Origin of the sequence: Azonexus hydrophilus (assembly GCF_038368255.1) — a bacterium.
Lineage (GTDB): Bacteria > Pseudomonadota > Gammaproteobacteria > Burkholderiales > Rhodocyclaceae > Azonexus > Azonexus hydrophilus.
In genome coordinates, this window is the sequence record NZ_CP151406.1 from 2,204,094 (window position 1) to 2,217,998 (window position 13,905).

The following is a 13,905-nucleotide window of genomic DNA, read 5'->3' on the forward strand; positions in this document are numbered from 1 at the left end:
TGCTCCCGGCCCTCAGCGAGATACACTGGTATGTGGATCATCCTCATTCCTGCTGGCAATGATCGGCACCGTCTTCAAGAACAACATGCGCGAAAAAACCCTGTCCAGATTCATTGTCCTGGCAATCCTACTTGGCGTAGTCAGCTACATACTCGGTCTCAGCGACTTGCTTTCTGACGCTGACCTGAAAATCCAATTCAGATACGTCTTCATGTGTGCTTTGGGTGTAACGCCGTTACTGATAATGGTGAAGATCGTTTCGCGCTTATCCCTGGAGGCGCTCAAGGGAACGCGGCTGTCGACGCTTGAAGGCATGTTCATGCTCTACTATTTATTCCTGTCCAAGGAAGCACGTGAAGCTTGGCGAGCTTATATAGAAGAACAGAAAGCAAAGGAGACAAAATGAGCGTCAAGATCATCGGCCTGATCCGCCTGAAAGACCCGGCAGCCTTCGAAACCTACCGCAGCCAGGTCGGCGCCACCGTCGAACGCCACGGCGGCAGCGTCGTCGCCCGTGGCACGGTCGACAAGACATACTGGAACCAACTCGCCTGCACACCCTTCGAGGCCTACGTCGAACTCAGCTTCCCGAGCGCCGAAGATGCCGACCGCTGGGCTGCCAGTCTGGAATATCAGGCCATCGTGCCTGTCCGGACTGAAGCGATGGATTTGATGCTATTTCGGGTTGTTGGGTAGGGGGAAAGGCGCTGAAGTTCGTTGGACCTTTCGCCTGCAATCGGCCAACTGCGGCCATACAAAAAATTTCTGCAAAGCAGACGCTCGACAAGATGTCCGTTGCATGAATGGTTGATTGCAGCCATCAACGCCACATGGATCAGTCGAGCTGAGCAGCAAAATGCAGCAAAACCTTCGGACAACAAAAAGCCCACTCCGAAAAGTGGGCTTTTTGCTTGAGTCCTGGCTCCTCGACCTGGGCTCGAACCAGGGACCTACGGATTAACAGTCCGGCGCTCTACCGACTGAGCTATCGAGGAAAAGTCTCGCCGGGTGGCGAGCGGCGCGAATTATAACCAGCTTTTTGGAAAAGGCCTAGTGGTCGCCGTCTTCATCGGTTATTGGGGTGTTTTCCGGATTTTCCGGGGGAAGCGCTGCGGCCTGGGCCAATTGCGCCTGACGGGCTTCGCGCAGGCTCGGGGTTTCCAGGCTGATGCGGCCGAGGGTGCCGGTACGGTAATCGTTGAGCAGGATGCCGGCGGCTTTTTCGAGGTCGAGTTCGCCGCCGCGGCCCTTGATCAGGCAGCCGCGCTTTTTGGCGATGCCTTCGAGCACGGCGACCGCGTCCATGCCCTGCAGGTCGAAGCCGTAGCGGGCCTTGAGCAGCGCCGGGTAGTGGTCGAGCAGGTAGCCGGCGAGCCAGGTGGCGACTTCATCGTCGATGTAAGCGTTGACGCCGACCGAGTGGCTGGCGGCCATCATCAGGCCGTCGATCGGGTGGTCGATCTTCGGCCAGAGCATGCCCGGCGTGTCGTAGATGGTCAGCCGCGAGCTGATGTCGATGCGCTGCTGGCTCTTGGTCACCGCCGGCTGGTCGCCGACGGCGGCGACCTTCTTCTTGACCAGCGCGTTCATCAGCGTCGATTTGCCGACGTTGGGGATGCCCATGATCATCAGTCGCAGCGGCTTGACCGCGTCGTTGCGGTGCGGCGCCAGCTTCTGCGCCAGGCCGGGAATCTTGGCGACGTCGCCGGCCTTCTTGCACGAGATGGCGACCGCCATCACGCCCGGCTGCTTGCCGAAGTATTCCAGCCAGGCCTTGGTCACCGCCGGGTCGGCGATGTCGGCCTTGTTCAGCAGCTTCAGGCAGGGGCGCTGGCGGAAGGTGCGCAGCTCGTGAATCATCGGGTTGCTGGACGCCTGCGGCAGGCGGGCGTCGAGCACTTCGACGACGACGTCGGCCATGGCCAGCGTCTCGCCCGCTTTCTTGCGGGCCTGGGTCATGTGACCGGGGAACCATTGAATCGACATCGTTCAGCCTCCGGTCACGGGCGGGAAGAAGGCAATTTCGTCGCCGGCCTTGACCGGCGCGTCGGCCTTGCACATTTCCTGGTTGACCGCGCAGCGCAGGTTCTTGGCGGTCGCCAGTTCGGCCCTGCCCTGCCCGACCAGCCAGTCGCGCAACTGGCCAACGGTGGCGACGCCGGCCGGCAACTCGACGGTTTCGCCGGCAGTACCGAAGGCTTCGCGCAGGCTGGCGAAGTAAAGGATGTTCACGCTCATGCCAGCAACTCCGCAAAAGTGACGAAGCGGACGCTGTCGCCCGCTTGAACCGCCTGTCCCGGCGGATTGAGGACCAGCCCGTCGCTCCAGCACAGCGAGGTGACGACGGCCGAGCCCTGGTTCGGGTAAAGCTCGACGCGGCCGGCGTCGTTGATCCGGGCGCGCAGGAATTCGAGGCGGCTGTCCGGCCGGCTCCAGGTGAAATCGGCAGTCAGCGGCAGCACCTTGGGGCGCACGTCGGCAACGCCTTGCAGGCGCAGGATGAAGGGGCGGACCAGCATCAGGCAGGTGACAAAGGCGGCGACCGGGTTGCCCGGCAGGCCGATGAACCAGGCGGTGCCACCTTCCGGTTTATTGACTTCGCCGAAAGCCAGCGGCTTGCCCGGCTTGATCGCGATCTTCCACATGTCGAGCCGGCCTTCGGCTTCGACCGCCGGTTTGACGTGGTCTTCCTCGCCGACCGAGACGCCGCCGCTGGTGACGATCAGGTCGTTGTCGGCGGCGGCGCGGCGCAGTGCGTCGCGGGTGGCGTCGAGGCAATCGGGCACGCTGCCGAGGTCGCGCACTTCGCAGCCCAGGCCTTCGAGCAGTGCGCGCAGCGCGTAGCGGTTGGAGTTGTAGATGGCGCCGGGCGGCAGCGGCTCGCCGGGCTGGACCAGTTCGTCGCCGGTAAAGAACATGCCGACGCGAACGCGCCGATGCACCGGCAGTTCCGGCAGGCCGGCCGAGGCGGCGAGCGCGATTTCCTGGGCGCGCAGGCGGATGCCGGCGGGCAGGATTTCGTTACCGGTGGCGATGTCCTCGCCGCTGCGGCGGATGTTCTCGCCATCGCGCGGGACGTGGTTGATGACGACGCTGTCGCCGACGGCTTCGCAGCGTTCCTGCATGATCACCGCGTCGCAGCCGGGCGGCACCGGCGCGCCGGTGAAGATGCGGGCGGCGGTGCCGGGCTGCAGTGCACTGCCGACCGTGCCGGCGGGAATGCGCTGGCTGACCGGCAAGGTCACGCCGATCTGCGCCACATCGGCCAGGCGCACAGCGTAGCCGTCCATCGCCGAATTGTCGAGCGGCGGCACATTCACCGTGGCTACCTGCGCCTGCGCCAGCACGCGGCCAGCGGCGGCGGTAATCGGCACATGGCGGGTTTCGGCCACCGGGCTGGCAGCGGCGAGCAGTTGTTCAAGCGCTTGTTCGTAACTGAGCATGGTCAGACCTTGAGTTGGCAGTGATCGACGATGAAGTCGGCGACGGCGGCGATGTCGTTGAGCGGCAGCACCGGAATGGTCGCGGCAATAGCTTCGTCGCTGGCCACGGCGACGATGTCGTCGCGCTCGGCGAACAGTGGCGGCTTGCCGCTGGCCGGCCGGTGGACTTCCAGCTTGGGCACCGGTTCCTGCTTGAAGCCTTCGACCAGCACTAGGTCGCACGGCGCCAGTCGGGTCAGCAGGTCGGCCAGTTGCGGCTCGGGTTCGTCGCGGCATTCGTGCATCAGCGCCCAGCGCGTGCCGCAGGCGAGCATGACTTCGGAGGCGCCGGCCTCGCGGTGGCGGTAGGAATCCTTGCCGGGTTTGTCGATGTCGAAACCGTGGTGCGCGTGCTTGATCACCGAGACCTTGAGGCCGCGCGCGGTCAGCGCCGGAATCAGCTTTTCCAGCAGCGTCGTCTTGCCGGAGCCGGACCAGCCGGCGATGCCAAAAACTTTCATGGCCGAATTCTACCTGTTCAAGCCGCAAACACCGGCGCGAAACCGCCGCCGGGAGTACGGAAATTGGTCGTCTGCCCCTGATACAGGCGGGCGGCGACACACTGGATATGGCCGTCGTATACGAAGCAGCGGAAGTCGGCCTTCATCGTCTGCGCCTCGCCATTGACGATGACCTCGTGCTCGGACGGCGGCGCGATTTCCTGGGCAATGTAGTGGCCGGCGAGGATGTCTTCGAAGACGCGCTTGGTCAGCTTGTCGCCGCGATAGGCGGCGCGACTGCCGAAGCCGGTGGGCGGCTTGAAGAACCAGCGCTTGCGCTCGGCCCACAGCGTTTCGGCCTGCGCCGGATCGACGGCGATGGTGCGCGGCACGCCAGCCAGCAGGATGCGCTGCGTGGCGGCATCGATGCCGAGCGCGGCGAGCTTGTCGGCATCGGACAAAAGCATCAGGTGGCGCTTGTCGGCATGTGTGGCGTGCGCCGCCGGATGCGGGGTCAGGACCACGCCGCCGGCCTGGAAGAGTGCGCGGATGGCGCGGCAGGGCTCGCCTTCGAGATAGAAATCGGTCAGCCGGTTGTACACCAGATCGATCGGCTGGCCGTCGTGAAGCAGACGCTGGCCGTCGCGGACGAAATCGGCCGGGTCGGCGATCACCGCATCGATGCCGTTGGCGGCGAACAGATCGCGGAACAACTCGAACTCCGGCGCCAGAAACTGCCCGGCCGGCGCTTCATCGACGATGGCGATGCGCGTCAGCGGCGCGTCGCCGCGTTCCAGCCGCCATTCGGCGCGGAACATCTCGAGGATCTCGGCAACGAAGGTGGCCGCCTCGTCGGCATGGCCGTGCGCGGCGAGCAGGTAGGCGTTGAGCAGACCACCGCCGGCATTGGTGTTGATCTCGATGAGTTTCGGGCCGGCCGGCGTCAGATGGAAGTCGTAGCCCATGAACACGCTGCGCGCGACGACCGGCCAGCGCGCGCTTTCCGGCGCCCGGGCGAGCACCTCGGCGCGGAAGGCGGGCAAGGCCAGGACCATCTCGATGGCGCCGACAATCTCGGCCATGGCTTCGAGCTGCGCCTTGTCGACGCGGATGTCGGCGGCAGAGAAAAGTTGCGGCTGGCGGGCGGCCAGTTGGTCGAAGGTGGTTTTCATCGGTTGGCAAAAAAGTCGAGGACGACCTGCAGTTCGCGGGTGCGCTTCATCGGTGGCAGACTTTGCCATACGCGACGGCCGTAAGGCTTTGATATAAGTCGTGGATCGCAGATCATCAGCACGCCCTTGTCGGTCTCGTCGCGGATCAGCCGGCCGGCGCCCTGCTTGACGTTGATCACGGCGCGCGGCAGCTGGTATTCCATGAAGGCGTTGCGGCCCTGCTTCTTCATTTCCTCGATGCGTGCCGCCAGCACCGGATCGTCGGGCGGTGCGAAGGGAATTTTGTCGATGACCACCAGCGACAGCGCCTCGCCGCGCACGTCGACGCCTTCCCAGAAACTCTGGCTGCCGACCAGGATCGCCGCGCCGTGGTGGCGGAAGCGCTGCAGCAGGTCGTTCTTGCTGCCCTCGCCCTGAACCAGCAGCGGCATGTCGAGGCCTTCGTCTTCGAGCCTGGCCTTGAGCAGTTCGTGGGTACGGCGCATCGCGCGCAGACTGGTGCACAGGAAGAAGGCACCGCCACCGGCCGCCTTGACCGCCGGCCATGCGGCGTCGACGACGGACTCGGTGTAGTTCCAGGCGTTCGGGTCGGGCATGCCCAGCGGCGCGTAGAGCACGGCCTGCTCGCCGTAGTCGAAGGGACTGTGCCAGCAGGCCGAATCCGGTTCGCCGAGGCCGAGTTCGGCGCAGTAATGGTGGAATTTGCCCTGCACGGCTAGCGTTGCCGAGGTGAAGATCCAGGCGCGCGGATGACCGCCCATCTGCTTGCGGAAGATGTTGGCGACGTCGAGCGGCGTCGCGTTCAGTTGCAGCGAGTGGGTGAAAGCCTCACCCCAATACACATAGCCGGCGTCGGCCGGCTGCTGCCACTGACTCAGGCGCTGGACCAGTTCGCCGGCGCGCTGCCAGCATTTTTCCAGCCCTTCGGCGCGCTCGGCCTGGGTTTCGAGGATGGCGGCAAAGCGGGCGATTTCTTCGAGCAGCCCCTGCAGTGCCGGGGCGAATTCCGGTTTTTCCAGCAACTGGCCGGCGGAAAAACGGCCGGCGTCGATGCCGACGGCCAGGCGCAGATCCTTGGCCGCCTTCTCCAGCGACTTGCTGGCGACCGGCAGATCGAGGCAGTCACGGGCGTGAGTCAGCGCCTCGGTCCGCGCATCGCGGGCGAGATCGAGGAATTGCGCGGTCGACACGCTGTCGCCGAAGAACAGCGTCGCCACTTCCGGCAACTGGTGCGCCTCGTCGAAGATCACCGTGTTGCAGGCCGGCAGGAGTTCGGCCATGCCCTCGTCGCGCAGCATCACGTCGGCAAAGAACAGGTGGTGATTGACCACCACCAGATCGGCCGCCATCGCCTCCTTGCGCGCCTGCATGACGAAGCATTCCTTGTAGTCCGGGCATTCCTGACCGAGGCAGTTGTCGCGCGTCGAGGTGACGTGCCCCCACACCGGCGAGTTTTCGTTCACCTCGACGCACTCGGCCTTGTCGCCGCTCTGCGTTGTCTTGGCGAAAACCGAGATGCGGCGGGCGTCGGCGGCGTCCTCGCGGGTCAGGAAACGACCGTCGGCGAGCGAGCGTTGCAGGTGGTAGGGACAGACGTAATTGGCGCGACCCTTGAGCAGCGCAATCTTGACCGGCGCCTTGAGGATGTCGCGCACGGTCGGCAGATCCTTGTTGAACAACTGGTCCTGCAGCGTCTTGGTCCCGGTCGACACGATCACCTTGCCGTTCGACTTCAGCGCCGGCACCAGGTAGGCGAAGGTCTTGCCGGTGCCGGTACCGGCTTCGGCGATGAACACCGCGTTGTTCTTGATGGCCTCGGCGATGCGCTCGGCCATTTCGACCTGTTGCGGACGAATGCGGTAGCCGTCGATGGCACGCGCAAAGGCGCCATCGGGCGAGAAGATTTCCTGGAGGGTAGACAAGGTGCGGTTTTCGGGGGAGGTCTAGGCGGCGGATGCGGCCCGCAGCATCTTAACAGAAGCCGGCAGCAAGCATCGGAAACACCATGCTGCACCGCCGCATTGAAAACCACCAAAGCAATAAAACAATTGATAGACAGAACATTACGAATTGTTGCATTGCACAATTAATTGTCGGCAATTCGTTCCGGGCGTGATAAATTGCAGCCATAACAACAGCCAGAAAAGCGTCCGGAAAGGAAGATCAGCCATGCGCCAAATCGCCAAAACCGCCCTCGCCCCCGCCCTTCCGGAAAATCCCCCAGTCGCCGCCCGCCCACAGCAAAACGACCGGGCCCACCGGGTACTCTCCGATGCCCAGCCGGCCAACAGCCGCTGGCCGGCCCGTCTTGACCTGCTGCAGAGCCTCAGCGGCCTGGTGCTGGCGTTGTTTCTCGTCGCCCACATGTTTTTTGTCGCGACCATCCTGATCAGCCACGAGCTGTTCTACAGCGTCGCCCGTTTCTTCGAGGGCGGATGGTTGTTCGGTGAGCCGCAGCCGGCGCTGGTGTCGATGGTTGCCGCTGGCGTCACCGGCCTGCTGGTTGCCCATGCCTGGCTGGCGATGCGGAAAATCCCCGCCGGCTATCGCCAGTACCACGCCTTCTCCACCCATCGGCGCCGGCTGCGCCACGGCGACACCAGCTTGTGGTGGCTGCAGGTGATGACCGGCTTCGCGCTGTTTTTCCTGACCACCATCCATCTTTACGACATGGTCAGCCAACCGCAGCTGATCGGCCCGTATGAATCCGCCGACCGCGTATGGACCGGCGGCATGTGGCCGATCTATCTGGCGCTGCTGTTCACCGCCGAAGTCCATGGCGGTATCGGCCTGTACCGGCTGGCGGTCAAATGGGGCTGGTTCGTCGGTGATGACGCCAATGCCGGACGCCGTCGCCTGCGCCACATCCGCCACGCCTTCAGCGCCTTCTTCATCACCCTCGGCCTGGTCACGCTGCTGGCCTACATCGACCTGGGTCGCGCCCACGCCGACCGCGCCGGCGAGCGCTACCTGCCGCCGGGACAGACGACGGTCGACCACGGAAAGCACTGAATCATGGACATCATCCACAGCGACGTCCTCGTCATCGGCGGCGGACTGGCCGGCCTGCGCGCCGGTCTGGCAGCAAAGAAACGCGGCCAGCAAGTGATCATCCTCAGCCTGGTACCGCCCAAGCGCTCGCATTCGGCCGCTGCCCAGGGCGGCATGCAAGCCAGCTTGGCCAATGCACTGAAAGGCGCTGGCGACAACGAGGACGTCCATTTCGAGGACACCGTACGCGGCAGCGACTGGGGCTGCGACCAGGAAGTCGCGCGCATGTTTACGCACGTGGCGCCGAAGGCGGTGCGCGAACTGGCAGCCTGGGGCGTGCCGTGGAACCGCGTCGAGGCCGGTGAACGCACAGTGATCATCGACGGCAAGCCGGTGACGCTGACGGAAAGCGCCGACGCGCACGGCCTGATCACCGCCCGCGATTTCGGCGGCACGCGCAAATGGCGCACCTGCTACGTCGCCGACGGCACCGGCCACGCGATGCTGTACGCGGTCAGCGACCAGACCGTTGCCGAAGGTATTCCGGTGCACGAGCGGCGCGAAACGGTGGCGCTGATCCACGACGGCGAACGCTGCCACGGCGCCATCGTCCGCAACCTGATCGACGGCAAACTGACAGCCTATGTCGCCAAAGCCACCTGCATTGCCACCGGCGGCTTCGGCCGGCTCTACCAGGCGACCACCAACGCCGTCATCAACGAAGGCATCGGCGCTGCCATCGCGCTGGACACCGGCGTCGTGCCGCTGGCCAACATGGAAGCGATCCAGTTCCACCCGACCGCGATCTTCCCCGCCGGCATCCTGGTCACCGAAGGTTGCCGGGGTGACGGCGGCCTGCTGCGCGATGTCGATGGCCACCGCTTCATGCCCGACTACGAGCCGGAAAAGAAGGAACTGGCGTCGCGCGACGTGGTGTCGCGGCGCATGGAAGCGCACATCAAGGCCGGCAAGGGCGCCAGCAACCGTTTCGGCCAGCATCTGTGGCTGGACATCACGCTGCTCGGCGCCGCCCACATCAATCACAAGCTGCGCGAAGTGAAGGAAATCTGCCAGTACTTCCTCGGCATCGACCCGGCCAAGCAGTGGATTCCGGTGCGCCCGGCCCAGCATTATTCGATGGGCGGCATCCGCACCGACGCGCAGGGCGCGGCACGCGGCCTCAAGGGTCTGTTCGCCTGCGGCGAAGCGGCCTGCTGGGACCTGCACGGATTCAATCGGCTGGGCGGCAACTCGGTGGCCGAAACCGTGGTTTCCGGAATGATCGTCGGCACCGCCATCGCCGATTTCTGCGCTTCGCCGGACGGCGAACTGACCGTTTCCACCGCGCTGATCCGCCAATGTTTCGAGCGCGCGCAGGCGGAGTTTGCCGCGATCGCCAATCACCACGGCCAGGAAAGCGCCAGCCTGCTGCTGCGCGAAATGCAATCGACAATGACCGCCCAGGTCGGCATCGTCCGCCATGGTGAAGCCATGAATGCTGCGGTCAACACGCTGCAAAGCCTGCTTTTGCGCAGCCGCGACCTCGGCCTTTCCGGCCGGCGCGGCGGCGCCGACCCCGAACTGACGCTGGCCTGGCGCCTGCAGAAGATGCTCAAGCTGGCGCTGTGCGTCAGCTACGGTGCCTTGCAGCGCACGGAAAGCCGCGGCGCGCATTTCCGCGAGGATTACCCGCAGCGTAATGACGCCGACTGGCTCAAGCGCACGCTGGCAAGCTGGCCCGACAGCGAGCAAACCTTGCCGACCTTGAATTACGAGCCGCTCGACATCACCCGCATGGAACTACCACCTGGCTGGCGCGGCTACGGCACGCGCGATGCCATCGAACACCCGCTAACCGCCAGCCGCCAGGCCGAAGTCGACGCCACCCGTGCCGCCCTGGCCGGCAGCGACCGGCACGCCGTGCAAGCCGCGCTGATGCCTTTCCGCCATCTGCTGCCGGAGCATTTGCGCGGGGACAATGCGCACCTTGGAGAGAACGCATGATCACCCTGTTCCGCAAACCGAAACCGGGTCAGGCGCCGCGCCGGCTGACCCTGCACATCCTGCGCTGCAACCCGGCCGATCCGGCAAGCAAACCTTATCTGCAGGCCTTCGAGCTGGAAGAAGCGGAAGGCATGACGCTGTTCATCGCGCTCAATGAAATCCGCGCGACGCAAGACCCTTCCCTGCAGTTCGACTTCGTCTGCCGCGCCGGCATCTGTGGCAGTTGCGCAATGCTGGTCGACGGCCGACCGGCGCTCGCCTGCCGCACGCTGACGCGCGACTACGGCAGCGACATCACCCTCGCCCCGCTGCCCTTCTTCGAGCTGATCGGGGATCTGTCGGTGAATACCGGCAAGTGGATGCGCGGCACTGCCGAACGCCTGCAAACCTGGATCGCGCAAAGCGAAGCCGTCGACCTCGACGCCCTCGAAGCGCGCATGGAACCGGCACTGGCCGAAGCCATCTACGAACTCGACCGCTGCATCGAATGCGGCTGCTGCATCGCCGGCTGCGGCACGGCACAGATGAACGAAAACTTCGTCGGCGCCGTCGGCCTCAACAAGATCGCCCGCTTCCGCCTCGACCCGCGCGACACCCGTAGCGACGCCGAGTTTTTTGAGTTGATCGGCGACGACGACGGCGTCTTCGGCTGTATGAGCCTGCTCGGCTGCCACGACATCTGCCCAAAGGATCTGCCGCTGCAGACACAGATTGCTTTCCTGCGCCGCAAGATGGCGGTTGAGGGCTGGCGCTGAATTTCAGCGCGGCGCCAGCGCCAGCCACAACGCCGTGGCCAGCAGCATCCAGGCGAAGGCTGCGCGCATGCGGCGTTCCGGCAGTTTGTGCGCGAGCGCAACGCCGGCAGCGACGGTGAACATGCCACCGAGCGCCATCGGCAGGCCTAGGCTCCAGTCTACGCGCTGGGCGCCGGCGTAGGCGCTGAGTGCGACCAGCGAACTCGGCGCGACCAGGGCCAGCGCCAGGCTTTGCGCCACGGTCTGGCGCTGACCGAGCCAGCCGGAGAGCAGCGGCGTGGCGACCAGGCCGCCGCCGATGCCGAGCAAGCCCATGCTGCTGCCGCCGGCAACGCCGACCAGCGGCAGCGCCGCCGGGCGCAACGGTACGCCGGTGAGCGGTTCGCGCCCGCAACGTCCCTGCCAGAGCAGGCGCAGCGCGAGGATGCCAAGGAAGGCGCAGAACAGGTGACCAAGCAATTGCGCGTCGAGCCGCGTCGCGAAATGCGCCAGCAGCCAGGTGGTCAGCGTCGCCGGCAGCGCAATCGCCAGCACCGCCCGCCAGCCGACCGGATGTTTGCGGCTGTAACGCCACCAGCCGATCAGCAGGTTCGGCACCATCAGCACCAGCGCCGTGCCCTGGGCCATCGCCTGATCCATGGCGAAGGCGAGCACGAACAGCGGAATGGCGATGATGCCGCCGCCGATGCCGAACAGGCCACCGAAGAAACCCAAGGCAGCGCCAATGGCCAGCGCCAGCGAGAGATCGGCAAGGGGAAGCAGGTGGAGCAGCGGCATGTGAATGTTGCGGTCAATGAGGGAAAAGCCATGATATTCAGCACAGCGAAAGATACAATGGCGCAAAATTCAATTTATTATTGCGTTTAAAGCACGAATGAACGACGTCCCCGACCTCGCCTTCTTCAGCCTGCTTGCCCGCCAGCCCAGCCTGGCAGCGGCGGCGCAGGCGCTCGGCATCACGCCGCCGGCGGTGAGTCGACGGCTGGCCGCGCTGGAACAGCGACTGGGCGTGCGCCTGCTCAACCGGACCACGCGCCGGCTCAGTCTGACGCCGGAAGGCGAACGCTATCTGGAAGACGGCGAACAGATCCTGCGCGACATCGAGCGCCTGGAGCGCTCGCTGCTCGACAGCCGCGAACGACCACAGGGCTTGCTGCGCATCAACGCCGGCTTCGGGTTCGGCCGTCGTCACCTCGGCCCGGCAATTTCGGATTTCGTTCGCGACTGGCCGGACATCGAGGTCATCCTCCACCTCTCCGACCGCACGCTCGACCTGACAGAGCACGCACTCGACATCGCCATCCGTTTCGGCCCGCCGCCGGATGCGCGTATCCTGGCCCGCCGCATCGCGCCCAACCGCCGTCTGCTGTGCGCCGCCCCTGCCTACCTCGCTGCCCACGGCGTGCCGCAAACGCCGCGCGACCTGCAGGCGCACGACTGCATCGTCATCCGTGAACACGAGCGCGCCTTCAACAACTGGCAACTGACCGACGGCAACCAGCAGGTCACCGTCAAGGTGCGCAGTCCGCTCGCCGTCAATCACGGCGAAATCGCCGTTGACTGGGCGCTGGCCGGGCACGGCATCATCCTGCGCTCGGAATGGGACATCGCCGCCGACCTGCGCAGCGGCCGGCTGGTCCGCGTACTGCCCGACTGGGCGGGCATCTCGGCCGACATCCACGCACTCTATCCGCAGCGTCACCAACTCTCGGCCAAGGTGCGCACCTTCCTCGACTTCCTGCAAGGACGCTTTGCCAGCGGTGAATCCGACGCCCTCTGGTGATACAGACGACCACGCCTGCACTAGCCGGAAAGCGAGGACGGCGCTATCCTCGCCCCCTAATCAACAACATCAGCCGGAGACATCCATGCCCGCCCTGCTCCCCCATCCCGATCCCGACGGCCTGCTCGAATACTCCGTGGTCTATACCGACCGGGCGCTGAATCACATGTCGCAGCAGTTCCAGGGCGTCATGTGCGACATCTCGCGCATCGTCAAGAAGGTTTACAACGCCAAGGCCAGTATCGTCGTTCCCGGCAGCGGCACCTTCGGCATGGAAGCGGTGGCCCGCCAGTTCGCCACGCAGCGCAAGGTCATGGTCATCCGCAACGGCTGGTTCAGCTTCCGCTGGACGCAGATTTTCGACATGGGCCACATCCCGTCCGAAAGCATCGTCCTCAAGGCCCGCCAGCAAGGCAGCGGTGCCCAGGCGCCGTTTGCCCCGGCACCGATCGAGGAAGTCGTTGCGGCCATCCGCGAGCACCGGCCGGAAGTCGTTTTCGCGCCGCATGTCGAAACCTCGTCCGGGATGATCCTGCCCGACGACTACCTGCACGCCGTCGGCGCCGCAGTGCGCGCGGTCGACGGCCTGTTCGTGCTCGACTGCATCGCTTCCGGCACCGTCTGGGTGAATATGGCCGCCAACGATGTCGACGTGCTGATCAGCGCCCCGCAAAAGGGCTGGAGCGGCTCGCCGTGCTGCGCGCTGATCGCCCTCGGCGAACGCGCCCGCGCCCATATCGACGCGACCAGCAGCACCAGCTTCGCCTGCGACCTGAAGAAATGGCTGCAGATCATGGAAGCCTACGAAAGCGGCAGCCACGCCTATCACGCGACCATGCCGACCGACGCCCTGGCCTCGGTGCGCCAGGTCATGCTCGAAACCGAGGCTTACGGTTTCGACAAGGTCTGCGCCGAACAATGGGAACTCGGCCGGCGCGTGCGCGCGCTGCTGGTCGAACGCGGTTTCCCCAGCGTCGCTGCCGAAGGCTTCCAGGCCCCCGGCGTGGTCGTCAGCTACACCACCGACCCGGACATCCAGAACGGCCGCAAATTCATCGCCCAGGGTGTGCAGAGCGCTACCGGCGTACCGCTGATGTGCGACGAGCCGGCCGATTTCCGCACCTTCCGCCTGGGCCTGTTCGGTCTGGACAAGCTGCACGACCCGGCAGCGGCGGTTGCCCGGCTGAGCAAGGCGCTGGACGGTGTGACCGGCTGAAACGATTCCTTACAAATGGCAAACGACAGCTTACGTCGATGTCCTTAAGCTTCCTCCTGTCG

Annotated in this window: 14 protein-coding genes and 1 tRNA gene; 7 read left to right on the forward strand and 8 right to left on the reverse strand. The window is 65.2% G+C overall.

The window, feature by feature from the left end:
• Positions 1 to 85: 85 nt before the first annotated feature.
• Both AADV58_RS10660 and AADV58_RS10665 read left to right on the forward strand, forming a co-directional pair.
• The gene (locus AADV58_RS10660) at positions 86 to 406 is read left to right on the forward strand and encodes a hypothetical protein (RefSeq protein WP_169720500.1); all 321 of its coding nucleotides are present in this window, start codon (positions 86 to 88) and stop codon (positions 404 to 406) included.
• Positions 403 to 696, forward strand: a complete 294-nt coding sequence (locus AADV58_RS10665; RefSeq protein ID WP_028995527.1) for a DUF1330 domain-containing protein — start codon at positions 403 to 405, stop codon at positions 694 to 696. The genes AADV58_RS10660 and AADV58_RS10665 overlap by 4 nt, the downstream gene beginning before the upstream one ends.
• A 223-nt stretch (positions 697 to 919) precedes the next feature.
• Here AADV58_RS10665 and AADV58_RS10670 read toward each other — a convergent pair.
• The 7 genes from AADV58_RS10670 to AADV58_RS10700 form a co-directional block, all read right to left on the reverse strand.
• Positions 920 to 995 (reverse strand) — tRNA-Asn (locus AADV58_RS10670).
• 55 nt (positions 996 to 1,050) lie between these two features.
• Entirely contained in the window at positions 1,051 to 1,986 is a 936-nt protein-coding gene (gene ylqF / locus AADV58_RS10675) for a ribosome biogenesis GTPase YlqF (protein ID WP_043421577.1), read from the reverse strand.
• Positions 1,987 to 1,989: 3 nt separating this feature from the next.
• On the reverse strand, positions 1,990 to 2,238 hold the full coding sequence (gene moaD, locus AADV58_RS10680) for a molybdopterin converting factor subunit 1 (RefSeq protein WP_028995526.1): 249 nt from the start codon (positions 2,236 to 2,238) through the stop codon (positions 1,990 to 1,992).
• The gene (gene glp, locus AADV58_RS10685; protein ID WP_028995525.1) at positions 2,235 to 3,443 is read right to left on the reverse strand and encodes a gephyrin-like molybdotransferase Glp; all 1,209 of its coding nucleotides are present in this window, start codon (positions 3,441 to 3,443) and stop codon (positions 2,235 to 2,237) included. Before glp ends, moaD begins: the two co-directional genes overlap by 4 nt.
• 2 nt (positions 3,444 to 3,445) lie before the next feature.
• On the reverse strand, positions 3,446 to 3,943 hold the full coding sequence (gene mobB, locus AADV58_RS10690; RefSeq protein WP_028995524.1) for a molybdopterin-guanine dinucleotide biosynthesis protein B: 498 nt from the start codon (positions 3,941 to 3,943) through the stop codon (positions 3,446 to 3,448).
• A gap of 17 nt (positions 3,944 to 3,960) precedes the next feature.
• The gene (locus AADV58_RS10695) at positions 3,961 to 5,094 is read right to left on the reverse strand and encodes a hypothetical protein (protein WP_028995523.1); all 1,134 of its coding nucleotides are present in this window, start codon (positions 5,092 to 5,094) and stop codon (positions 3,961 to 3,963) included.
• The gene (locus AADV58_RS10700) at positions 5,091 to 7,016 is read right to left on the reverse strand and encodes an ATP-dependent DNA helicase (protein WP_028995522.1); all 1,926 of its coding nucleotides are present in this window, start codon (positions 7,014 to 7,016) and stop codon (positions 5,091 to 5,093) included. The genes AADV58_RS10695 and AADV58_RS10700 overlap by 4 nt, the downstream gene beginning before the upstream one ends.
• 247 nt (positions 7,017 to 7,263) lie before the next feature.
• Between AADV58_RS10700 and AADV58_RS10705 the strand changes: the two genes are divergently transcribed.
• The 3 genes from AADV58_RS10705 to AADV58_RS10715 are packed head-to-tail and all read left to right on the forward strand — an operon-like array spanning position 7,264 to position 10,844.
• On the forward strand, positions 7,264 to 8,106 hold the full coding sequence (locus AADV58_RS10705; protein WP_341743155.1) for a fumarate reductase cytochrome b subunit: 843 nt from the start codon (positions 7,264 to 7,266) through the stop codon (positions 8,104 to 8,106).
• A 3-nt stretch (positions 8,107 to 8,109) separates the two neighbouring features.
• Entirely contained in the window at positions 8,110 to 10,089 is a 1,980-nt protein-coding gene (locus tag AADV58_RS10710; RefSeq protein WP_341743156.1) for a fumarate reductase flavoprotein subunit, read from the forward strand.
• Positions 10,086 to 10,844 (forward strand): fumarate reductase iron-sulfur subunit, encoded by a 759-nt coding sequence (locus AADV58_RS10715; RefSeq protein WP_341743157.1) that lies wholly within the window; start codon positions 10,086 to 10,088, stop codon positions 10,842 to 10,844. Before AADV58_RS10710 ends, AADV58_RS10715 begins: the two co-directional genes overlap by 4 nt.
• A gap of 3 nt (positions 10,845 to 10,847) precedes the next feature.
• On the opposite strand, the gene AADV58_RS10720 is transcribed toward AADV58_RS10715, so the two are convergent.
• Positions 10,848 to 11,621 (reverse strand): sulfite exporter TauE/SafE family protein, encoded by a 774-nt coding sequence (locus AADV58_RS10720; protein ID WP_028995516.1) that lies wholly within the window; start codon positions 11,619 to 11,621, stop codon positions 10,848 to 10,850.
• A gap of 97 nt (positions 11,622 to 11,718) precedes the next feature.
• Here AADV58_RS10720 and AADV58_RS10725 point away from each other — a divergent pair, with 97 nt between their 5' ends.
• Positions 11,719 to 12,627: a LysR family transcriptional regulator gene (locus tag AADV58_RS10725; RefSeq protein WP_341743158.1), complete on the forward strand. Its 909-nt coding sequence runs from the start codon at positions 11,719 to 11,721 to the stop codon at positions 12,625 to 12,627.
• Positions 12,628 to 12,712: 85 nt separating this feature from the next.
• The gene (locus tag AADV58_RS10730; protein ID WP_341743159.1) at positions 12,713 to 13,843 is read left to right on the forward strand and encodes an alanine--glyoxylate aminotransferase family protein; all 1,131 of its coding nucleotides are present in this window, start codon (positions 12,713 to 12,715) and stop codon (positions 13,841 to 13,843) included.
• The last annotated feature ends 62 nt before the right edge of the window (positions 13,844 to 13,905 follow it).